At 58.2% G+C, this 20,836-nt stretch carries 19 protein-coding genes; 8 read left to right on the top strand and 11 right to left on the bottom strand.

The window, feature by feature from the left end; genetic code table 11:
• Window positions 1–224 precede the first annotated feature (224 nt).
• The gene (locus tag Q1A00_RS12595; protein ID WP_299757137.1) at window positions 225–824 is read right to left on the bottom strand and encodes a ComEA family DNA-binding protein; all 600 of its coding nucleotides are present in this window, start codon (window positions 822–824) and stop codon (window positions 225–227) included.
• A 169-nt stretch (window positions 825–993) separates the two neighbouring features.
• Here Q1A00_RS12595 and clpB point away from each other — a divergent pair, with 169 nt between their 5' ends.
• Together clpB and Q1A00_RS12585 are read left to right on the top strand one after the other, a co-directional pair.
• The gene (gene clpB, locus Q1A00_RS12590; protein WP_298403071.1) at window positions 994–3,579 is read left to right on the top strand and encodes an ATP-dependent chaperone ClpB; all 2,586 of its coding nucleotides are present in this window, start codon (window positions 994–996) and stop codon (window positions 3,577–3,579) included.
• A gap of 106 nt (window positions 3,580–3,685) precedes the next feature.
• A complete protein-coding gene (locus Q1A00_RS12585; protein ID WP_298403069.1) occupies window positions 3,686–3,886 on the top strand; it encodes a hypothetical protein in 201 nt (66 codons plus the stop codon).
• Between the two features lie 252 nt (window positions 3,887–4,138).
• On the opposite strand, the gene Q1A00_RS12580 is transcribed toward Q1A00_RS12585, so the two are convergent.
• Both Q1A00_RS12580 and Q1A00_RS12575 read right to left on the bottom strand, forming a co-directional pair.
• The gene (locus Q1A00_RS12580; RefSeq protein WP_298403067.1) at window positions 4,139–4,687 is read right to left on the bottom strand and encodes a shikimate kinase; all 549 of its coding nucleotides are present in this window, start codon (window positions 4,685–4,687) and stop codon (window positions 4,139–4,141) included.
• Window positions 4,688–4,696: 9 nt separating this feature from the next.
• Window positions 4,697–5,935 (bottom strand): sugar MFS transporter, encoded by a 1,239-nt coding sequence (locus tag Q1A00_RS12575; protein ID WP_298403064.1) that lies wholly within the window; start codon window positions 5,933–5,935, stop codon window positions 4,697–4,699.
• Between the two features lie 266 nt (window positions 5,936–6,201).
• Between Q1A00_RS12575 and Q1A00_RS12570 the strand changes: the two genes are divergently transcribed.
• The 3 genes from Q1A00_RS12570 to Q1A00_RS12560 all read left to right on the top strand — a co-directional run bounded on the left by Q1A00_RS12570 (window position 6,202) and on the right by Q1A00_RS12560 (window position 8,179).
• On the top strand, window positions 6,202–6,480 hold the full coding sequence (locus Q1A00_RS12570; protein WP_298403062.1) for an acylphosphatase: 279 nt from the start codon (window positions 6,202–6,204) through the stop codon (window positions 6,478–6,480).
• A 127-nt stretch (window positions 6,481–6,607) separates the two neighbouring features.
• Entirely contained in the window at window positions 6,608–7,654 is a 1,047-nt protein-coding gene (locus Q1A00_RS12565) for a lysylphosphatidylglycerol synthase transmembrane domain-containing protein (RefSeq protein WP_298403060.1), read from the top strand.
• 30 nt (window positions 7,655–7,684) lie between these two features.
• On the top strand, window positions 7,685–8,179 hold the full coding sequence (locus Q1A00_RS12560) for a Crp/Fnr family transcriptional regulator (protein WP_298403059.1): 495 nt from the start codon (window positions 7,685–7,687) through the stop codon (window positions 8,177–8,179).
• Window positions 8,180–8,477: 298 nt separating this feature from the next.
• Here Q1A00_RS12560 and Q1A00_RS12555 read toward each other — a convergent pair whose 3' ends face one another.
• The 3 genes from Q1A00_RS12555 to Q1A00_RS12545 form a co-directional block, all read right to left on the bottom strand.
• Window positions 8,478–10,850 (bottom strand): transglutaminase domain-containing protein, encoded by a 2,373-nt coding sequence (locus Q1A00_RS12555; RefSeq protein WP_298403057.1) that lies wholly within the window; start codon window positions 10,848–10,850, stop codon window positions 8,478–8,480.
• A gap of 127 nt (window positions 10,851–10,977) precedes the next feature.
• On the bottom strand, window positions 10,978–11,778 hold the full coding sequence (locus Q1A00_RS12550; protein WP_298403055.1) for a TatD family hydrolase: 801 nt from the start codon (window positions 11,776–11,778) through the stop codon (window positions 10,978–10,980).
• An 87-nt stretch (window positions 11,779–11,865) separates the two neighbouring features.
• The gene (locus tag Q1A00_RS12545; protein WP_298403053.1) at window positions 11,866–12,018 is read right to left on the bottom strand and encodes a hypothetical protein; all 153 of its coding nucleotides are present in this window, start codon (window positions 12,016–12,018) and stop codon (window positions 11,866–11,868) included.
• A gap of 411 nt (window positions 12,019–12,429) precedes the next feature.
• On the opposite strand from Q1A00_RS12545, the gene Q1A00_RS12540 reads away from it, so the two are divergent.
• The 3 genes from Q1A00_RS12540 (at window position 12,430) to radC (ending at window position 16,738) form a co-directional block, all read left to right on the top strand.
• A complete protein-coding gene (locus tag Q1A00_RS12540; protein WP_298482450.1) occupies window positions 12,430–14,031 on the top strand; it encodes a NuoM family protein in 1,602 nt (533 codons plus the stop codon).
• An 89-nt stretch (window positions 14,032–14,120) separates the two neighbouring features.
• The gene (locus tag Q1A00_RS12535; protein WP_298482448.1) at window positions 14,121–15,833 is read left to right on the top strand and encodes a universal stress protein; all 1,713 of its coding nucleotides are present in this window, start codon (window positions 14,121–14,123) and stop codon (window positions 15,831–15,833) included.
• A 215-nt stretch (window positions 15,834–16,048) separates the two neighbouring features.
• Entirely contained in the window at window positions 16,049–16,738 is a 690-nt protein-coding gene (gene radC, locus Q1A00_RS12530) for a DNA repair protein RadC (protein WP_298403032.1), read from the top strand.
• A gap of 87 nt (window positions 16,739–16,825) precedes the next feature.
• On the opposite strand, the gene Q1A00_RS12525 is transcribed toward radC, so the two are convergent.
• The 5 genes from Q1A00_RS12525 to Q1A00_RS12505 form a co-directional block, all read right to left on the bottom strand.
• A complete protein-coding gene (locus Q1A00_RS12525; protein WP_298403030.1) occupies window positions 16,826–17,824 on the bottom strand; it encodes a ribose-phosphate pyrophosphokinase in 999 nt (332 codons plus the stop codon).
• Window positions 17,825–17,853: 29 nt separating this feature from the next.
• Window positions 17,854–18,315, bottom strand: coding sequence for a hypothetical protein (locus Q1A00_RS12520; RefSeq protein WP_298403028.1), 462 nt, complete (start codon window positions 18,313–18,315; stop codon window positions 17,854–17,856).
• A 110-nt stretch (window positions 18,316–18,425) separates the two neighbouring features.
• Window positions 18,426–19,289, bottom strand: a complete 864-nt coding sequence (locus tag Q1A00_RS12515; protein WP_298490314.1) for a hypothetical protein — start codon at window positions 19,287–19,289, stop codon at window positions 18,426–18,428.
• 9 nt (window positions 19,290–19,298) lie between these two features.
• Complete coding sequence (locus Q1A00_RS12510) at window positions 19,299–19,706, bottom strand: HIT family protein (protein WP_298403026.1); 408 nt, start codon at window positions 19,704–19,706, stop codon at window positions 19,299–19,301.
• Window positions 19,703–20,722: a lysylphosphatidylglycerol synthase transmembrane domain-containing protein gene (locus Q1A00_RS12505; RefSeq protein WP_298403024.1), complete on the bottom strand. Its 1,020-nt coding sequence runs from the start codon at window positions 20,720–20,722 to the stop codon at window positions 19,703–19,705. The genes Q1A00_RS12510 and Q1A00_RS12505 overlap by 4 nt, the downstream gene beginning before the upstream one ends.
• Window positions 20,723–20,836 lie beyond the last annotated feature (114 nt).

The following is a 20,836-nucleotide window of genomic DNA, read 5'->3' as shown; positions in this document are numbered from 1 at the left end:
TCCCCGCTCCCCCTATTGTCATTGCGAGCCGCCGCAAGCGGCGAAGCAATCTCCCGCGAACACGGGAGCAACCCGCTCCATGATCGCATTCGCTGCAGTAGGAGATTGCTTCAGGCACGCCGCACCCTCGCTATGACAGTGGCGCTCGCCACTTATCACTGGAGTGCTACCGCGAGTATATGCGAGAGCAACGATTCGTGCAAGGTTGTTGACGCAATGGTTGCTTATGGGCCAATCGTGACAAGCGGCGCAATCTGGTTAAACAATTTCTCGCCGATCCCTGTCACTTCACGCAGCTCTTCGACCCTTTGGTACGGCCCCTTTGTTTCACGCCGCTCGACAATCCGCGCTGCCAGCGCTACTCCAATCCCCGGCAACTCTTCCAGTTCAGCCGCGCTAGCGCGGTTGAGGTTGATTAACCTAGCTTGATCGCTCGTTGCCGCCTGCGCCATTACTTCCCCTGCGTATGGCACACGAATGTGCTCGCCATCTCGCACCTGCGCCGCCAGATTGATCCCACTCACATCAGCCAGTTCGGCCAAGCCGCCAGCCGCTTGCAATGCGTCAACCACCCGCGCCCCCGGCGTTAACCGGTAGACATCCGGCGCAACCACCGCACCCGATACATACACCACCAGCGGCGCAACCGTAGGTGTTGGCAATGCCTCAACCTCAAACCCTTCCGTCGCCTTCACTGCCTCTTCCGGCCACCACATTGCCCGTGCCTCCGGCCCAAACGCGATCAGCAATCCACCAATCAGCGCACAGATCACCGCCGCTACTCGCTGTGGTCGCCGATACCACGGCTGTCCTTCCATATCCATCGCTTGCCTCCGTGCTGCTGCGCCTCATTTCCGCTCTCTATATAAGAAACCGCAGCAACCGGCCAAAAGTAACGCGCAATTTTCCAACGCAACGTTAATACTGCGCTATCGCGTCACAGATACCGCTCTGCTACAGTAAAAGCAGCATCAGATACAAGGAGGTGGACGTATGTCCTTCAACACCAATCGGTTTACGCAGAAATCATACGAAGCGATCGCGGCGGCGCAGGCAGCGGCTGAACGGCTAGGCAACGCTGAGGTGCAGCCGGAGCACCTGCTTTACGCTTTGCTCGATCAGAGCGACGGCGTGGTGCCACAGGTGCTGGCCAAGCTGAATCTACCGGTCGGCGCGATTAAGCAACAGATCAATAACGAAATAGCCCGCTTCCCGCGTATGAGCGGCGGCGGCGCGCAGGTGCAGCTCGGTGCGCGCTTGCGCACGGTGCTGGTCAAGGCCCACGATGAATTGGCCCAGTTTGGCGACGAGTACGTCAGCACCGAACACCTGCTGCTGGCGATCCTTGACCATGCCGGCGGTGGGGCCGAGCGCGTGCTCAAGCAAGCCGGCTTGACCCGTGATAAGCTGCTGATGGCGTTGCGCGAAGTGCGCGGCGCGCAGCGGGTGACGAGCCCCAATCCCGAAGGCACCTATGCCGCGCTTGAGCAGTATGGCCGTGATTTGACCGAGCTAGCCGCGCGTAATAAGCTCGACCCGGTGATCGGGCGTGATGAAGAGATCCGGCGCGTGATCCAGATTTTGTCGCGCCGCACCAAGAATAACCCGGTGCTGATCGGTGAGCCGGGTGTCGGTAAGACGGCGATTGTCGAAGGCTTGGCCCAGCGCATTGTGCGCGGCGATGTGCCCGAAGCGCTAAAGAACAAGCGGGTGATTGCGCTTGACCTTGGCGCGCTGATTGCCGGCGCCAAGTATCGCGGCGAGTTTGAAGAGCGGCTGAAAGCGGTGCTGAAAGAGATCCAAGAGCGCGACGACGTGATCTTGTTCGTTGACGAGCTGCACACCGTCGTCGGCGCTGGCGCGGCTGAAGGTGCGATGGATGCCGGCAATATGCTCAAGCCGATGCTAGCTCGCGGCGAATTGCACATGGTCGGCGCGACTACGCTCGATGAATACCGCAAGCATATCGAGAAGGACGCCGCGCTTGAGCGGCGCTTCCAACCGGTGATGGTTGATCCGCCGTCGGTTGAAGATACGATCTCGATCTTGCGCGGTCTCAAAGAGCGCTACGAGACTCACCACGGTGTGCGCATCACTGACGGCGCGATTATCGCGGCGGCAATGCTCTCGGATCGCTACATCTCTGACCGCTTCCTGCCCGACAAGGCGATCGACCTGATCGACGAGGCGGCGGCGCGCTTGCGCATGGAGATTACCTCCGACCCGCAAGAGCTTGACGATCTGAAGCGGCGGATGATGCAGTTGGAGATCGAGCGCGAGGCGTTGCGCAAAGAGAAGGATCAAGCCAGCAAAGAGCGGCTTGAGAAGCTCGAGCAAGAGTTGGCCAACCTGCGCGAGCAGCGGGCAGCGCTGGAAGCGCAAATCCAACGCGAACGGCAAGAGCTGGAGCGCATCCAGCAACTGAAAGAGAAGATCGAGCAGACCCGGGCCGCGATCGAGCAGGCCCAACGCCAATACGACTATAACAAGGCGGCGGAGTTGCAGTACGGTACACTGGTTAGTCTCGAGCGCGAGCTGCAAGAGGCAGAAGCGAAACTGAGCAACCAGAGCCGCCTGTTGCGCCAAGAAGTCACCGAGACCGACATTGCCGAGATTATCTCGAAGTGGACGGGCATCCCGGTGACGAAGCTGCTCGAAGGTGAACTTGAGAAGCTTGTCCATATGGAAGAGCGCCTGCACCAGCGCGTCGTCGGCCAAGACGAGGCGGTCACGGCGGTATCGAACGCGGTGCGCCGCGCTCGCGCCGGCTTGCAAGACCCCAACCGGCCTTTGGGCAGCTTCCTGTTCCTTGGCCCGACCGGCGTCGGTAAGACCGAGCTGGCTCGCGCACTGGCCGAGTTTCTCTTCGACGACGAGCAGGCTATGGTGCGGATCGACATGTCGGAGTACATGGAGAAGCACTCGGTAGCTCGCCTAATCGGTGCTCCTCCCGGTTACGTCGGCTACGATGAGGGCGGCCAGTTGACCGAAGCGGTGCGGCGCAAGCCCTACAGCGTCGTCCTGTTCGACGAGATCGAGAAGGCGCATCCCGACGTCTTCAACGTCTTACTGCAAGTGCTTGACGACGGGCGGTTGACCGACGGTCAAGGCCGGGTGGTCAACTTCAAGAACACGGTCATCATCATGACCAGCAACATCGCTAGCGCGACGATTCAGGAGCTGGCCCGTGAAGGTGCGCCGCAAGGCGAGATCCGGGCCGCGGTGATGGAAGAGCTGCGCAGCGCGTTGCGGCCAGAGTTCTTGAACCGGATCGATGAAGTGATCGTCTTCGCACCGCTCACCCGCGAGCACATTGACCGGATCGTCGAGATTCAACTCAACCGGTTGCGCAAGCTGCTCGCCGACCGCAAGCTCAACCTCGAACTGACCGCTGCCGCGCGAGCGCAGTTGGCTGCCGAGGGTTACGACCCGGTCTACGGTGCGCGCCCGCTCAAGCGGGTGATCCAACAACGGATCCAAAACCCGCTCGCGCTGCAACTACTGCAAGGTGCCTTCCCAGAGGGAAGCACGATCGTTGTCGATGTCGAAAACGGCAACTTCGTCTTCCGGCGCAGCTAAGCTTCACGCCGCCTGCCACCGGCGCGGCAGGGATCACATCCCTGTCGTGCCGGTTTTTCTGTTTGCGGTAGGGTATCATACGCGAGAAACAACGTTTGTAGGCGATGTGGAAACTACCCTCGCCAGTCACGAAACCCGCGAGCGGATTATCGCGCTCATGCAGACCTTGTCCGCCGAGAGCCTGCCAATCGTTGAGGCGTTCGTCCGTTTTGTCCAAGCGCAACAGGCAGCAGCACTCGCCCAACCCACGCTGTGGCGGTATCTGACGGTTGCAGCGCTAGCCATAAGCCTTGGACGAAGGGTATGAAGGGGATGCACTCGCCGATACGGAAGCAGTATTTTGGAACAACGGATTGGGGTACATACCATCACATGGATCTTCCCGACATACCGCGCCTCTACCCGGAAAGTATTGACCTTATGCGCCATTCTGGCGGCGAATTCTGATCGCGCTAGCATGCCGCGAACGAAACATCACGGCGCTTGCCAGTTTCGACACCGATTTCGATCGTCTGTGGTGGTTTCGCCGGCTTGCCCAACCGAGCGACATACAGCACAGTTACCCTGCTCGTTCCTTTTTTCCTTTTCGCAACGCTGTGATGATCTGCTGCACCAGATCGATCGGCATCAACCCATCCGTCTGCACGGTCAGATCGGCTAACTCGGCATAGAGCGGCGCGCGAGCCGCGCGCAATGCGGCTAAACGCGAGGCAGCATCACCGCGCAACAACGGACGTTCTTCGGCATCGGCGGCCAGACGGGCCAGAATCGTAGCATCGCTCGCATCGAGCCAGATCACGGTCGCCAGATCGTGCAGCATCTGCCGGTTTTCCGGCTGCAACACAATCCCACCGCCGGTTGCGATTACCTGCGCCTCGCGCAGCGCCTCGGTCAGCGCCGCCGACTCACGAAGGCGGAACTCCTCCTCACCGTAGGTCTGAAACAGATCGGCCACACTCATCCCAGCCGCTGCTGCTACTGCGGCATCAGTGTCGTACCACGGCCAACACAACGCGCGTGCCAAGAGGCGCGCTACCGTCGATTTCCCGCACCCGCTGAGACCAATCAATGCAATTGGCCGTTCGAGCCAGTTCGGATCCCAGACCATACCCTGCTCCTATGCAGTCGGTTGTCCTACATGTCGTTGTAGGCGCAAACTCCAAATCACCAGCGCCGAGAGGGCATACGCAACCGCAGCCGCTACGATCTGCGGCCCATAGCCAAACACCGGCGTCACCCACCCCCAAATCACCGCCGACACCGCCCAACCACCAGCCCACAGCAGACTCATCAGGCTCATCGCCAAGCCGCGTTGCACCGGCGGCGTGGCTCCCATCACCAGCGCATCGTTCATCGGATAACTGGCGGCGATAAAGAAACCGCGGGCAAAGAAGCCAACGATGGCCAACGGCAACCACGGCGATAGCATCAACAGCATCGCCGGCGTAGCACCAAGCCGCAGCAAAGCTGCGCCGCGTTGCAAACCGATCCGGCGCACCACCGGCGCGCCAACCAGCGCGCCGATGCCGGCTCCTAGTGAAGCTAGCGCCAACGCCAAACCGACGCTCGCATCACTGAGGCCAAATTGATCACGGAAGAATAGGTTTTGGAACGGAAGAATGGCGCCGCCGCCGACGCCAAGCAAAAACGACGGCGTCGCAAACCAGATCAGCATCAGCCACGAGCACCGGGCCGGCGCCTCAGCACTACTCCCACTGCTATCGCTCGCCTCAACAACTGCCGGCAACCGCACCAACACCGGCAAAAGAGCGATGATGCTCAGCCCGATCACAGTGGTTAACGCCAATCGGTACGCTGCGGTTGATTGTGGATCGCTTGCAATCACACTGGCGGCCACCGTCGGCAAAACACCGCCAACGGCACTGCCGAGCAACCCAACCACCAGCGTGGCTGAGGCATTCATGCCAAACACCAACGGGCGCTGCTCCTCCTTTGTCACCAGCGCCAGCAAAGGCGTCACCGCAGTTGATGCTAACAGATAGCAAGCCCCAACCACGAACTGAGCTGCGATCAGCCATGGCAGCGCCGGCGCCTGCAACAACGCCACCCAACCCAACGCATAACCAATGACGCCGGCGATCATTGCCCGCTGCGGCCCTTGCCGGTCAATCAGCCAACCAATCGGCAGCCCCATCAGCATCCCGGCTGCCCGGCTCACCATCGACAGCAAACCGACATCGTTGACGGTATACCCTTGGCTAACCAGATAGAAATTGAAGAGAATATCGGCAATACTCAGTGCAAAGCCATAGACAAAGCTATGAGCCAGAATACGCCAGACTGCCGCCGGGATCCGGGCCAGAGAAAGACGGAGATTCGATGCCACGGAAATCATACCCGCTCCGCGCTAAGTCGGCGTGCGCCGCCAAGGGTGTAGCATACCACAACTTACCCGCTATGAGAAACAGATACGCCAGATACCCCACTCTCGCTTGGCGAAAAACACCGCCCTATACTCTATTGCATGCCTATGTAGCCCTCATGGTTTTCTGACAAACCTTTTATGTTCTGCGGTTGCAGAGCCAGCATCCGTGCGCTATACTCAAAGAGTAGCTTCAGGACAATGCTATAATAAGAGATAATGCTAAAGACAGGTGGCGTGTGGATCTTGTTCGTGCTCATGTCTTTATTTCGGGTCGCGTACAGGGGGTAAGCTTCCGCGCCTACACCCGTGATCGAGCTCGTGAAGCACAAGTTAAAGGGTGGGTACGCAATCTGAACGACGGTCGCGTGGAGGCAGTCTTTGAAGGGAGTCGGCCAGCCGTTCAAAAACTTATCAGTTGGTGCTACAGCGGCCCTAGCCAAGCGCAGGTCGAACGGGTCGAGGTTCACTGGGAAGAACCAACCGGCAAAGAAGGGATCTTCTCTATTGTCTGGTAAAGAGCGCCACCACGCAAGTAAGCGAGGATCTGCGACGAAAAAATCGCACCATCCCGCTTACTTGCCACCGCCCCCTTCACCTTCTGTTGGCCAGCCAACCGATTCGCCTCGTCGCGAGAGGACGTTTATGGGCGTCAAACGCTGGAAACTGATCACCAGTGCTGTCATCAGTATCGGTATTATCATATTGGCAATTCTCAACCGACATTGGATCGCTGAGGCATTCAGCCTACTGAATGATGCCAAGCCGGGCTGGTTATTGGCTGCGTTGGCTCTGATTGCTCTCAGCTATCTGACGAGCGCGCAGGTCTTCAATGTTGTGCTCCATTCACTTGGCTACCGGATGAATCTTCTCCGTCTGTGGGCGACTGCGCTCACCGCGATTATTATTAGCCAATCGGTGCCAGCCGGCGGTGTTGGGAGCTATGCCTTTCTGATGAGCAATTTCAACCGCCGTGGCATTCGCGCCGGCGAGTCAGCGCTTCTCGCTTCACTCGAAACGCTGAGTTATGTTGTGGCAATGTTGCTCATATTCTCATTCAGCCTTGCCTACTTTGCTTGGCACGGGTTGAAAGCAACCGGCGCGAGCTATATTGCTGGATTGATTGGCCTTTCGGTGATCGGCATTGCCATCTTTGTACTGACCCGCCCCGAAGAGACGTTGCGTCGCTGGCTGGGAAAGATCCATCGCTTTACTAACCGTCTGTTCAAGCGACAATTAAGCAGTGCTTGGATTGATCGCATTGTTACCGATTTAGCGCGCGGTCGTAGCCTGCTAGTCCATCGCCGGCGCGATGTTATTTTGTTGGTACTGATTCAGTTGGCAGCGCTGAGCGGCCATAGCTTGGCAATGTTGCTGGTGTTGCACGCGCTAGGAACCGATGTGAGCTTTGCGGTGGTATTGGCGGCATTTGGCGTAGCGCTCGTAACATCAACCTTCAACGTCTTGCCCGGCGGCGGGGGAACCGTTGAAGCGGCGCTGGTGGCAGTCTTGAGCCAAATGGGGGTAGGGCCGGCAGCGGTACCGGCAGCTATTATCTTCCGGCTCTTCAATTACTGGTTAGCTGCACCAGTGGCGGCAGTATGCTACCATTGGCTGATGCACGAGCACGTTACCCCCCTCGTCAGCAGTAAGATTCGCACTGGGCCGATCGAAGCACCGTCGCATGATTAACGTGGTATCGCGACACAATCGGGGGGGCTTATGAACAAGAGTGTCGTCGAGAATTTGCGGCGAGTTGAGCTGCTTGGCGGTCTAAGTGACGAGGAACTATTACAGATCGCTACTATCTGTAAAGTGCGCCGGCTAGGAGCCGGCCAAATCGTCTTTAACGAAGGTGATGAAGGCGACGAGTTGTTTATCATCCACGAAGGATGCGTCCGGATTGCCATCAATACCCGCACTTCCAATGGCTCCTTCGCGCCATCGACCATTAATATGCTTTACAGTGGGCAGAGTTTTGGTGAGATGGTACTGCTCGGTGGCGCAACCCGTTCAGCGACAGTCAGTTGTGTTGATCCATGCGTGCTCCTTGTGATCCGTGAGCGCGATTTTGCCGCTTTATGCGATCGCAATCCGCGCATCGGCTATTTGGTGATGCGGAATATGGCCGCTGATCTCGCCTATAAACTGCGGTCGTCAAATCTGCTCTTGCGCGGGAATATTCGCTGGCAACAGGGAGAGTTGGGGAAGCGGTGATCGAACTGTAGGGATGAAGGCTAAGCCGAGAGGGTAGCACCCGATATTATGGCAAAGGCAACACCTCACGCAATGGGCAAAAGGGGTGTTGCCTGTTTGTTATTACGAGAACGCAGACGACCACCACGTTTGGCAGTTTAACCGCCCGCAACAATTTCCTTACGCTCATGCGAGCTTACTTCACCGCTTCCGGCGACTCACAATGAACATCGGGAAGCAGGGGATTGCTTCGCTCAGCTCGGTATGAGACACGGATCGCGCGCAACTTCACCCACTCATACATCCCTACCTGCCAACCCTAGCGCACTCGCACTGGCGACCATACGCGCTGTACCGCTTGGCGCACCGCATAGCGCAGCAATGCTCGCCGCAACAATTGGCGCGCCGCTTCCGGCGGTACCCGCACGACTGCCCCACGCCGGTAGCGTTCACCAACATAGGCCGCAGTGATGCCGTGAATCGTTACGGCATGCTCCGGCAAAGCCGCCACCAAGCGATGGGCATATTCGAGCGGCGTTTCCCAACTCTGCTGGGCAAGACCGGCGAGCGCCGCCAGCCAGCTCATTTCGGCATACGCTGCCGCAGCCAATCGCAACCCCCGCAATTCACGCCCAAGCCACCAATAGCCACCGAGCAACGCTAGCCCGACACTAGCCGGAACGGCGAGCACTGCCAGCAACCAGCCGAACCATTCACCACTGCTCCCCCCCGGATTACGCACCGCTGCTGATGGCACGCTTGCCGCACCGCTGCTGACGCCACTTGCCGACAACTCATCTTCTAGCTCTTCAAACCGGCCGGGATTGAGCCCCCCGCCGCTCGCACTACTGGCAGCATCCTCTAACTCTTCGCCGAAGACCGCTTGCAACGGCCGCTGCGGTGCCGACGTATAACTCGCCGCCGTCGGCTCGAACCGTTCCCAGCCGACGCCGGGAAAATAGACTTCCGGCCAGCTATGGGCTACATGTTCACGCACGACGTAGACACCCTCTTCGGGATCGAAATCGCCGCTAGCATAACCGCGCACCCACCGCGCCGGCACCCCTACCGAACGCAGCATCACAACCATCGCTGACGCGAAATAATCGCAATAACCAGCTTGTTGTTCAAACAAGAACCAATCAACTAGGTCGGCATTGCTCGGTGGTGGCGGAATATCTTCACTATAGGTCAGCCGGCGGAGATACTCTTGGATAGCAATCGCCTGATCGTACGGAGTTTCAGCATTCGCAGCCGCGATCACCCGCGCCGCTTCCGCCCGCACTCGCGCCGGTAGATTGGCCGGCAATTGCAGGTAACGTTCGCGCACCCACTGCGGATAATCGGTTCCGGCATTGCGCAATGTCTGCACATCAGCTAACGAGACTAATGCCGTTACTGTATAGGTCGTGCCGGCTAGTAATGGGGTTGTGGCAGTGACCAACGCCAAATCATCGTAGATCGGCAAAATACCGCCAGTGTCAGCACGGATCATAACGTGTTCGAGATTAGCTGGGAGGCTAAACTGGATTGGCGCCCCCCCCACGATCAGCAGATTATCGTTCCGATCTTGGGCTAAGGTGATCGTCTGAGTCATCACCTGCCGCGCCCGCCGGTCGGTCAGCGGGATCGTTTCCCCGGCGGCCAGCGGAGTACGTGCCTGTTCGGCCACTGCTACCCCCAACGCCGCCCGTGCCAGTTCACCGGTTGTATTAAGCCAACCAGAACCATCATAGCGATCGAAAGCGACAGCGCGCCAATAATCAAGATGCGCCGAACGCACCCTCATCACCTCATCAAAACCGAGCGAACGCGAACCGCCTAGGGGTGCCACCCGTGCCGTAAACGAGATACTGCCGGCACCGGGAGGGGCATTAATCGTACTAAAGGCATCTTCCCACGCTGCCCGCGCCGCCCGAAACGGCGCCCGCAACGCTTCCCACGTCTGCAAGGCGCGTTCGGCGGTTATCTGTGCAGGTAAGAAGGCTGTAATCGCGATTAGCGCTACCCCTACCACAGTGGCGGCCCACATTGCGCGCAACGGTAAAAGATCAGGGTAACTGATTTGCTGCGTTTCCCACGCTGCCCGGCGTTGCATCACGTGATGATAGACTAACAACAGTAAGGCGCTGGCAATAAACACCATCGCTTCGAGATCAGGCTTGGGAAGGACGTAAGTGTAATTGACCAGCAAGACCGAGCCATTGGCAATCATCATCAGCCATGGCTGATGCTGGCGAACCACCGCCCATACCGTCGCATAAGCGAGCCACCAACACAGGGCTGCCAACGCCAACACAAACAACACAATATCTTCACCACGCCCGCCGCTCGCCAGCACCCGCACCCACGCGAGCGCGCGGATCGTCAACTCGACCGCCCAATCGCGCCAGCTCAGCAGCCGGTTGTCCAGCAATGGCCCAATCTGCTGCACGATCCATACCCACGCCAGCACTAGCGACAACCCATGGGCCGCCCAACGGTTCAAACGTGGCCAAATGGCCAGCGCCACGCCAACTACCATCGCCATACCAGACACTGCCGGCAAGATCGACAATCCGCTCGCCCAGCCCGACTCGGCCAAGCTGCGGACCACCGCGCCGGTCATCAGGAAGACCAGTATGACCCCCGGCGCTAACCACCAAAGATTCGGGAAACGAGACGACGACTCTGCAAATGAAGACTTGGCCATAAACAAGCCTTTACCCCATGTACGGGCAGAGCCTCGCGCTGCCCGGTCAGATACTTACCGCGTTAGAGCAGCGAGCCGAACCCGCCCCCGCGCCAGCCACAGAGCCTCGCGCTGCCCGATTAGACGCTTATTTCCCTTCTCCTAGCGCCGCGGCTAAACGAGGGAAGGCATTGAGCGCATTCTGCCAAAGCCGAGGGGCCAGCTCGGCCAATGACTGCGCGCGCAACTCGGCCAGCTTCTGCCCGATATAGATCAGACGGCTTGGTTCATTGCGTTGGCCACGGTGTGGATGCGGGCTGAGATATGGGCTGTCGGTCTCGATCAGTATGCGATCAGACGGCGCTTTGCGGGCGACCTCGTGTAAGGCAGTGGATTTTGGAAAGGTGAGCGGCCCTGAAAACGAGAGGTAAAATCCCAATTCAAGACATGCCTGCGCTGCCGCCCAATCGGCGGAAAACGAGTGCATCACTCCCGGCCTGCGCGCTGCATCACGGAGCACGGCAATCGTCTCGGCCATCGCATCGCGGGAATGGATGACTACCGGCAAGCCAAGCTCATCGGCCAACGCCAGTTGGGTGCGAAACGCCGCTTCTTGTTCGCTCGGCGGTGACTTCATCCAGTAGTAATCAAGCCCAATCTCGCCGATCGCCACCACCTTCGGATGGGAGGCTAAGGCGCGAACCTGTTCGATCCAATCGGCTGGTAAATCGTGCAAATGATTTGGCTGAATACCAACCACCGCAAAGATGGCCGGATGGGCATTCGCTAACGCGACCGCAGCGTGGCTGGAAGCCAAATCGTAGCCAATTTCAATCAGCGCTACAATTCCGGCATTAAACGCACGCGCAACAACTTCACTGCGATCGCCATCGAATTGCACCGAGGCGAGGTGGAGATGAGTATCAATTAGGCGAACAGGAGTATTCATAGGCATTCCACCCCATTGTAGCACAGATGCCCTCATCGAGTCAGGCGTATTATACCCACGTCAATCATAAGATGACAATCAACCAATCTAAACAAGAGCGCCATTTACATTCCCGCTCTGCGCAAGCATCACAATCCAGATCAGCCGCGCTGACAGAATAAACGCCGGCACATACGGCATGCCGGCGCAACGCATATCCTCGCCCGAACCGCAGAGCAGAGCACCGGCTTTGACCACCATGCATAACAGCGCAACAAATCTCGTGACACACCCCACAAATGATTGAGCCGTTGAAACCTTTTGCGATGGTTTGTAACTTTTTTCACAAACATCCGTAAAAAACTGGAAGATTTAGCAGTTGACAAGAAAACGGAATCGGGCTATAACATTAGAGGTGATGGAAACGTGAGTTTTATCACAAAGGTAAGCGCTCACCGAACGCTGTGATGGCCCGGCAAGAACAAGCCCACAGAACAGGCCAATAAACACTGCTTAGAACAACGTATCACCTTGCCGCCGGCCATACCAGTATCTATCCTGACAAAGTCGTCACAGAGTTAACGAGGCCACGTTCGCTAGAAACGAGTGACACGATGTGTCACGTTGATGGCTGTTGTCGTCTTTACCGCAAACGAAAGAAGGTTTAGCGCCATGAACCTGCTCGGCTTACCCATCCTCTCACTGATGCTCTGGCTGCCAGCGCTCGGCTCGCTCATTATTCTGTTGCAGCCGCGTGGTCGCCCCGCGCTGTACCGCTGGACGGCGATGGGTGTGGCGATGGCGACATTAATCATTGCTGGAACAGTCATCGGTCTGTTCTACACAGGCCCCTACGGCCCTACTTCTGGACTAGTGATTGGCCCGCCGCTGCAATTTGTCGACTCAGGAGCGTGGTTGCCTGCTGTTGGCGCTAGCTACCTGATTGGCGTTGATGGCATCAATTTGTGGCTGGTGGGTTTGACGACATTTCTCGCTCCATTTGCCATTGCAGCGACATGGCAGCGGCAGACGCGCAATCCGCGTCTCTTGTTGGCGCTGTTGCTGCTAGCCGAGACAGCGTTCCTCGGCGTCTTTCTAGCCCAAGACATGCTGCTCTTCTACGTCTTCTACGAGTTGGCGTTGCTGCCAATGGTCTTCCTCGTCGGGATGTGGGGCAGCCATGGGCGTGCATCAGCAGCCTCGAAGCTCTTCCTCTACACTTTTGGCGGTTCGCTGTTAATGCTGTTCGCCATGATCGGGCTGCATATTCTGCACCGTAATGCTGTTGCCACCATCGAGCCGGGCTTTGTCGGGACCTTTGCGCTCAATCAAATTGTTGCCGATATGCGGTCCGGCATCTTTACGCTCGATCCGCTCGTGGCCCGTCTGCTGTTCGGCGCTTTCTTCGCCGCCTTCGCGATCAAATTGGCGCTCTGGCCGTTCCACACGTGGTTGCCTGATGCTTATAGCGTCGCCCCCACGCCGGTCGCGATTGTGCTAGCCGGGTTGATGGCCAAATTTGGCGTGTATGGCCTGATCCGCTTCAACCTGACGCTCTTCCCCGAAGTGGCCTCATGGGCTGCACCGGCCATCGCTGTGCTGGCCGTGATCGGCATCATCTACGGTGCGTTGATCGCCTTTACCCAACGAGATATGCAGCGCATGATCGCGTATGCTTCGATCAGCCACATGAACTTTATTGCGCTCGGGGTGATGACCCTCAATACGATGGGTATCAATGGCGCGTTGTTGCAGATGGTGGGTCACGGCGTGATTATGGCAGCGTTGCTGCTCATCGTGGCTGTCATCGAAGAGCGTCGCGAGAGTCGCGAGCTTGGCTCATTCGGCGGATTGTGGAGCGTGACGCCGGTGTACGCCGGACTGACGCTGCTGACCTTGCTGGCGCTGGCGGGTTTGCCCGGCCTGAGCGGTTTCGTCGGTGAGTTTACGATGTTGCAAGGCATCTTCACCTCGCCGTTGCTGGGTTGGCCTTTCGCCTTGGGCGCGGTTATCGGGATCATTCTGGCTGCCGTGTATGCGTTGCGCCTGTTCCACTTGGGCTTTATGGGTGAAGTGCGGAATACGGCGAACCTCGATTTGCCCGATCTGAAGCGGCGTGAACTGTTGGCGCTTGGCACGCTGGCGGCGGTGATGATTGTGCTGGGTCTGTTCCCCAATCTGCTGCTGAGCGGCACCACTGGCTCGGTGCAAGGTTTGGTCGATGCGCTCACGCCGGCGGTACAGGCGGCGACACAGTTGAACGGATGGCGGTAAATGAGGTTTGCTTCTTAACCGAGATACCGCTGATCATCGTAGGGGCGAAGCAACTGTCGCCCCTACGATTATGATATAGTATCTCCATGATGGATGAACCAACTGATGGCCGCATGGTGGCGGCGTTGCATGACTTTCAACGGCTGCGTTGGCGCGCCGATCTGGAACATCTGCTGGCCCGTTTGCGCGGCCAGTCTGATGATTTGTTGCCGTTTGAGGAGGTGCGGCAACGGGTCAATGCACGCATGGCTGGCGAGCGCCAGTTACGTGAAATCCCGCTGGCGGCGATTGTGGGCAGTGTTGGCCGCTATCACGACTTTAACCGCAGCTTCTTGCCCCGACGCGATGAAGACTGGCAACGCTGGTCACGGGTGATGGCCGCCGTTGATAGTATGCATGGCTGGCCACCGATCGAGGTGTATCAAATTGGTGAAGCCTACTTTGTCATTGATGGCAATCACCGGGTATCGGTTGCGCGCCAATTGGGAATGGATCATATTCAGGCGTATGTCACACCGCTCGTCTCACGCGCGCCGATCGATCCATCGATGACTCTCGAAGAGATCGTGATTGCCGGGGAATACGCCGCTTTTCTCGAAGCCACCCGTCTCGACGAATTACGGCCCGGCTGCGATCTGCGGGTCACGGTAGCCGGCCAGTATGAGCAATTACGCCACCAGATCGAGCATATGCAGCAACGGCTGGCCACTACTGATCAGACACCATCGTTGCCGGAAGCGGCTGCGCTGTGGTATGACCACATCTATCGCCCGATCGCCGACCTAATCCACGAACGCGGATTACTGCGCGACTTCCCCAACCGCACCGAAACTGATCTCTACCTCTGGTTGTGCAACCATCGCAATGAGTTGAGCAAGCATCTCGGCTGGGACATCAGCCTTGCCCAAGCAATCGATGATGTCGCTGAAACGCCGAGCCGGGCTGAGCAGTTGATCGAACGGGTCATTCCCGACAATCTCGAACCAGCTATGCCGGCTGGCGTGTGGCGGCGCAACCGTACCCTCGATCCAGCGCATTGGCTTTTTCGTGAGGTGCTAGTGCCGGTAAATGGCAAGGCTGATGGCTGGCAGGTGCTTGATCAAGTGCTGGCATGGGCCAAACGGGAAACGGTACGTCCGCTTGGCCTTCATGTCGTGCGCAGCACCCACCAGCGCAACTCGGCGGCGACACAGGCAGTGGTACGCGAATTTGGCGAGCGTTGCGCCGCAGCGGGTGTCACCGGCGAGTGCGCTATTGAGGTAGGCGCGATCGACCGCGCTATTCGCGAACGCACTCGTCTCGTCGATCTAGTCGCAATCCAGATCAATCACCCTCCCGGAACATCGCCACTAGCCCGGCTCACCTCCGGCTTGCGCACGATTTTGCGCTGTTCGGTGCGACCCGTCTTGACCGTGCCACATGCGGTTGAACGGATTGAACGGCTCTTGCTGGCCTATGACGGCAGCCGCAAAGCCGAAGAGGCGCTCTATCTCGCCGCCTATCTGGCTGCACGCTGGCAACTGGCGCTCAACGTTGTCACCGTGCTCGACGGCAAAGCCAGCGCCGAAGTGGTGCGTATGCGCGCCTTCCGCTACCTCGCACGCTACAACATCGCCGCCGGTTATATCCTTGAACGCGGTGAACCAGCGCCGGCCATCATCCACGCCGCCGAGCAGACCCGTTCTGACCTGCTGGTCATGGGCGGCTACGGCCACCGCGACCCGCTCCGTGATCTGGTGATTGGTTCAACGACCGAAGCGTTGTTGCGCACCCGTCGCTTGCCAACGCTGATTTGCCAGTAGGGTCAGGGGTATGCGCAAGGCGCAAAGGTTGTAACGCAAAGGCGCGAAGAGCGCAAAGAGTGCAGCGAGTTTTGAGGGCCGGTATCAGTAGAGCCGTTGCAGTGCAACGGCTCTATGCGCCTAGCAATTCCCCTCCTCTCAATCACAAACAGCGCATCTTTTTACGCGTTCAAGCGGTATCTATATAGGAACCGAAATTGTAGCGCGAGGAAGGTATGCTGTCACTACGCATGAACGAACTGCCAACCAACGACCAACCCCGTGAGCGGCTAGCCCGGCTTGGCGCTGGCGCACTCAGCGATGCCGAGCTATTGGCCATCTTGCTACGGGTTGGCGTCAGTGGCACCAACGTCTTGCAACTATCCCAACAACTCCTCAGCGATTATGGCGGATGGATCGGCTTGCAACGCGCCGAATACAATGATCTCTGCCGGCGGAGCGGCATTGGAGCAAGCAAAGCTGCCAGCATCAAGGCGGCGCTAGAAATTGGCCGCCGGCTGGCGCGGATTAGCGTTGACGAACGATTCCCGATCCGCTCACCGGCTGATGTCGCGGCCCTATTGATGGTTGAAATGAGCCACCTCGATCAAGAACATCTCCGCACCGTTTTGCTCGACACCAAGAATCGGGTGCAGCAGATCAGCACGATCTACATCGGCAGTCTCAATGCGGCCACCATCCGCATTGGCGAAGTCTTCAAAGAGGCCGTGCGGCGCAATAGCGCCGCGATCATCGTCGTCCACAACCACCCATCGGGCGAAGCCACCCCTTCGCCGGAAGACATCCAAGTCACGCGCCAATTGGTGGCGGCCGGTCGCTTGCTCGATATCGAGGTGCTCGACCACCTCATTATTGGGCGCGGGCATTATGTCAGCCTGCGCGAACGGGGCTTAGGGTTTGAATAACCTGCGAAGCGGCGCATACGCCGGGGTGGCGTATACGCCGAGGCGAGGGGTGTGTTAGGGGAACGGATTCCCCCCCATCCGTTGCCCCTAGCTGAGAGCCGGATGGCGGCGGTGTTGGAAGATGGTATCTACACTGACCCCACTATGGATACGCTGAATCACTTCGGCGATCAAGGTGCTGACCGAGAGGATGGTCAAACCGGGCCAGCGCCGTTCAGGAGGAATTGGAAGGGTATCGGTCACGACCAACTCGCGAATCGAGCTGGTGCGGAGTCGTTCAACCGCATTGCCGGCGAAGACCGGATGCACGCAGCAGGCGTAAATCTCACGCGCCCCTTGCTGTTCGAGCAACTGCACCACTTCGAGGATGGAACTGCCGGTGGCGATTTCATCATCAACCACAATACAACGCTTGCCGCGCACATCACCAATCAGGTTGAGGACTTCGGGCGCAGTGAGCGAGCCATCTTTGCGATCAAAGTACTGCACGCGCCGCTTCTCGGCAATCGCCAATGGCGCATTCAACGCCTCGGCAAAGTTGCGCGCGCGTTTAGCAAAGCCAACATCGGGCGACACGACGATCATATCGTCCCACCCTTTATCGGCAAAGTAGCGTACCAGCAAGTTCATTGCCGTCAATTCATCCATCGGGATCGAGAAAAAGCCCTGTATCTGCCCAGCGTGCAGATCAATCGTCATCACCTGATGGGCGCCGGCCACTTGGATCATATCGGCCAGCAGACGAGCCGTAATCGGCACCCGCGGCTGATCCTTCTTGTCGGTGCGGCCATAGGCATAATAGGGAATCACCGCAGTGATCCGGCCTGCCGATGCCCGTTTGCAGGCATCGAGCATAATCAACAGCTCCATAATTCGATCACTGAGATCGGGCATCGCCAGCGACTGGATCACAAACACATCTTTTTCGCGCACACTTTCATTGAGCTTAACAAAGATATTCTCATTGCTAAACTTCACGATCGTCACATCACCGAGCGGAACGCCCAAACGCTCGCTAATCGCCCGCGCAAGCATCGGGTTCCCATTACCGGCAAAGATCCGCATCTCGTCGAAGCGGCTTCCCATTCTTTCCTCCTTACCCAGTGAGACATAGTTCAGACAGCGCCTGAGTCGATTGCAAACAGCGCCAGCATCTCGGCGCGCGACAAATGCCAACCAGACGGTAAGCCGTTGGCAGCCGGGACGTCATCATACGCGATATGCAACGCCCGCATCACCGGTTGTTGCAAGACGATCGCCAGTGCGCGCGCCAGCGAGAGCGGTTGCAAGCGCGGAACGCGCGCCAAACCGGTGCGTTGGGCGAAACTCACGGCAGCATCGGCGCTGAGAAACGCGAGTAACAGGCGAGGACGAACGAACGGCGCCGGCGCTGGCGGTTCAGAGCTAGCACCGGTGCTAGCGGTACGATAGACATACAGTGTCCGGGGCGAAGGCTGACCATCGGCAATGAGCCGCTGGTGAAACAATGTTAGCACATGCGCCACTTGCGCCGGTTCACCGCCGGCCTGCCGCACAGCTGTGGCCAAGATTGCGAGATCAACCTGCGTTGCCGCCATACCCACTCCGTTTCGCGCATATACCCATCGCCTATGGCTGCGGATCGTGTGTTGCAGGCATCTCCGGTCTTCCTATTGCAAGCGACCAAGCCCCTCTACCCGACGTTATGCTACGGCACCGGCGTTGGCCGGGGTTGCACAGTTTGCGGGCGTGGCTCACCGAAGTAGAGCGCTGATCCCAACAAACCCAACTGCACCACATACGGCGTACCCGCCGCTTCGGGGTGCAACTCAAACCGGGCACGCTCGAAATATTGCACACGGAAGGCTCGCCCATCAGGCTGCACCTCATCAAATTCGGCGCTAATCGGATAGCCGAACGATGTCAAGCCACCGTTTTCTTCCCAATATTGCAAAAATAGACCGCCGACGCCAAAGCCGGTTTCCGGGAAGTAACGGAGATCGGAGCGTGACGCGAATGGTTCGGGGCGAAGAAAAGTACGCCCGGCGACATACTCTACCCCGACAAGCCCAATTTGAAATTCGTAGGGCGTCCCGCTAAGCTCCGGCCAATATTCAACCCGCGCGCGTTCAAACCACTGCACCTCGCGGCCATTGTGCAACAAAGCCGGGCTAATTGGCAAACCAAGCCGGCGCAAGCCGCCGAGTTGTTCGTATGCAGCAGCAAAACGTGGCGCGATATCAACCTTGACGGCTGGAGCCGGTGACTGACCGCCAGCAACGGCAGCCACGGTAGGGGACTGCAAAATAAGCTCACGCGGCGTCACCCGGTTTTGCGACGTGACCGGCCAACGCATCCCGTCAATCCCGGCAATCACGAGCGCCAGCACAATCAAGAGCAACACCCCGATCAGCACAACCATCCCAACCCGCAGACGGTTATTGCGCGCCGGACGCTGGCGGATCGGGCGAGTCTCGGCAGAGACCGGCGGAACCGATTGGCGACCCTGATCCGGACCTGATGGCACAGTTGGTGGTGGTTGGCTAGAAGGGGAAGAGACGGTTCCGCTCATTGGCCGCTCCTAGATATGAGCGATAATCTCACTTGCTACCACCCGCAAATCATCGGTAGTGGCAGTACCGGGGCGCCATAGCTTCACTGAACGATCACCATCCCAACGAGGAATAATATGGATGTGGAAGTGAAACACCACTTGCCCAGCAGCGGCGCCGTTGTTCTGAATAATATTAAAGCCATCGGGTTGTAACGCTGCGACGATGGCCCGCGCCACCCGCTGGGTCGTGAGCGCCGTAGCTGTAACCAGTTCGGGCGGCAGATCGAGCAAACCGGGCAATTCTGGCTTGGCAATGACCAGCGTATGGCCACGTGCCGCCGGATTAATATCGAGAAAGGCAAGAGTTAGATCGTCTTCGTACAACTTAAATGCGGGCAGCTCACCACGCACAATTCGGGTAAACACCGACGTCATACCACCTCCGAAGTATCCAGCGCAGCTAGATCGTCTTCTGTCCCTGTACGCTGGCCAAGCCACGCCAGCGCGATCACCCCGAGCAAAACACCAAACCAGAGCGTGCAAAAACGGATCACGATCGTCGCTGTTGTTGCCGCGCTGGCGCTCACCCCAACCAGCGCAATCAGCAAACCGACACTACTCACTTCTGAAGCGCCTAGCCCGCCGGGCAAAAATGAGACCAAGCCAAACAGGGTGCTTGCCGCGAAGATAAACGTCGCCTGCAAGAGCAACAACCATGACGGCTCACTGCCGACCCCCATGAGCACCACGAAGAAGGCCAGACACTCAAAACCCCACGAAATCACGCTGATCAGCGTCGAGACGAGCAAAATGCGCCAGTGCAACAATTGCGCGGTCGTGGTATACACCGTCTCGAGTCGCGGCGCAATGCGCCTGCCAAACGGTAGGCGCGCGATAAGCCGGAGCAGGGCGAATGCTAGATCTTGCCGTTGCACCACCACAATCCCGGCGATCGTCGCCACGACCAGCGTCACAAACAACGGGCGCGCCGGCGGGTAAAGGGTCAAGCCCAATCCCATCAGCAACAGCATTGCAATGCCATCGGTCAACCGCTCGGCCAACACGATCGGTGCCGAACGGCTGATCGGCACGCCATTGCGTTGGCGCAAGAGAAACGACTTCAGTACTTCACCCATCTTGCCCGGCGTAACCGACATGACTAATCCAGCGGTAAAGATGAGGCCGCTTGTTGGATAGTCAATGTTACGGTCAAGACGCAGGTAGCGCAGATAATAATCCCATTTGAGCCAGCGCAGCCAGTAATTGATGACGGTGCCAATCAGGATGAGCGGCAGCAGCAACCAATCGAAGGTGCGTAAATCGTTGCCAACGGCGCGGAGATCGCTGAACAAGCTGATCACAATCACCACCGCCAAACCGATCACGAGCGAGGTGAGGATTGATTTGCGCAACCCGGCGCGTAGGGAGGTTGTCGGTTTGTATTGCTTCATAACAGCTCAATTATAGCATAGCAGTACCGGTGGCATTTTTATGACAGATCACCTAAGTCAACTATGAAGGGGACTAGACTCCTATAGCGGCAGACTTAGCGATCAGGTACAATA

The organism is uncultured Chloroflexus sp., assembly GCF_938091255.1.
Classification (GTDB): domain Bacteria; phylum Chloroflexota; class Chloroflexia; order Chloroflexales; family Chloroflexaceae; genus Chloroflexus.
The sequence above is the reverse complement of the archived record's forward strand: the minus strand, read 5'-3'. Positions and strand labels throughout refer to the sequence as shown.

Coding starts and splice junctions, on each gene's coding strand:
- Q1A00_RS12595 (WP_299757137.1), bottom strand. CDS start 824: ATGGATATGGAAGGACAGCCGTGGTATCGGCGACCACAGCGAGTAGCG.
- clpB (WP_298403071.1), top strand. CDS start 994: ATGTCCTTCAACACCAATCGGTTTACGCAGAAATCATACGAAGCGATC.
- Q1A00_RS12580 (WP_298403067.1), bottom strand. CDS start 4,687: ATGGTCTGGGATCCGAACTGGCTCGAACGGCCAATTGCATTGATTGGT.
- Q1A00_RS12575 (WP_298403064.1), bottom strand. CDS start 5,935: ATGATTTCCGTGGCATCGAATCTCCGTCTTTCTCTGGCCCGGATCCCG.
- Q1A00_RS12565 (WP_298403060.1), top strand. CDS start 6,608: ATGGGCGTCAAACGCTGGAAACTGATCACCAGTGCTGTCATCAGTATC.
- Q1A00_RS12560 (WP_298403059.1), top strand. CDS start 7,685: ATGAACAAGAGTGTCGTCGAGAATTTGCGGCGAGTTGAGCTGCTTGGC.
- Q1A00_RS12555 (WP_298403057.1), bottom strand. CDS start 10,850: ATGGCCAAGTCTTCATTTGCAGAGTCGTCGTCTCGTTTCCCGAATCTT.
- Q1A00_RS12550 (WP_298403055.1), bottom strand. CDS start 11,778: ATGAATACTCCTGTTCGCCTAATTGATACTCATCTCCACCTCGCCTCG.
- Q1A00_RS12545 (WP_298403053.1), bottom strand. CDS start 12,018: ATGGTGGTCAAAGCCGGTGCTCTGCTCTGCGGTTCGGGCGAGGATATG.
- Q1A00_RS12540 (WP_298482450.1), top strand. CDS start 12,430: ATGAACCTGCTCGGCTTACCCATCCTCTCACTGATGCTCTGGCTGCCA.
- Q1A00_RS12535 (WP_298482448.1), top strand. CDS start 14,121: ATGGATGAACCAACTGATGGCCGCATGGTGGCGGCGTTGCATGACTTT.
- radC (WP_298403032.1), top strand. CDS start 16,049: ATGCTGTCACTACGCATGAACGAACTGCCAACCAACGACCAACCCCGT.
- Q1A00_RS12525 (WP_298403030.1), bottom strand. CDS start 17,824: ATGGGAAGCCGCTTCGACGAGATGCGGATCTTTGCCGGTAATGGGAAC.
- Q1A00_RS12520 (WP_298403028.1), bottom strand. CDS start 18,315: ATGGCGGCAACGCAGGTTGATCTCGCAATCTTGGCCACAGCTGTGCGG.
- Q1A00_RS12515 (WP_298490314.1), bottom strand. CDS start 19,289: ATGAGCGGAACCGTCTCTTCCCCTTCTAGCCAACCACCACCAACTGTG.
- Q1A00_RS12510 (WP_298403026.1), bottom strand. CDS start 19,706: ATGACGTCGGTGTTTACCCGAATTGTGCGTGGTGAGCTGCCCGCATTT.
- Q1A00_RS12505 (WP_298403024.1), bottom strand. CDS start 20,722: ATGAAGCAATACAAACCGACAACCTCCCTACGCGCCGGGTTGCGCAAA.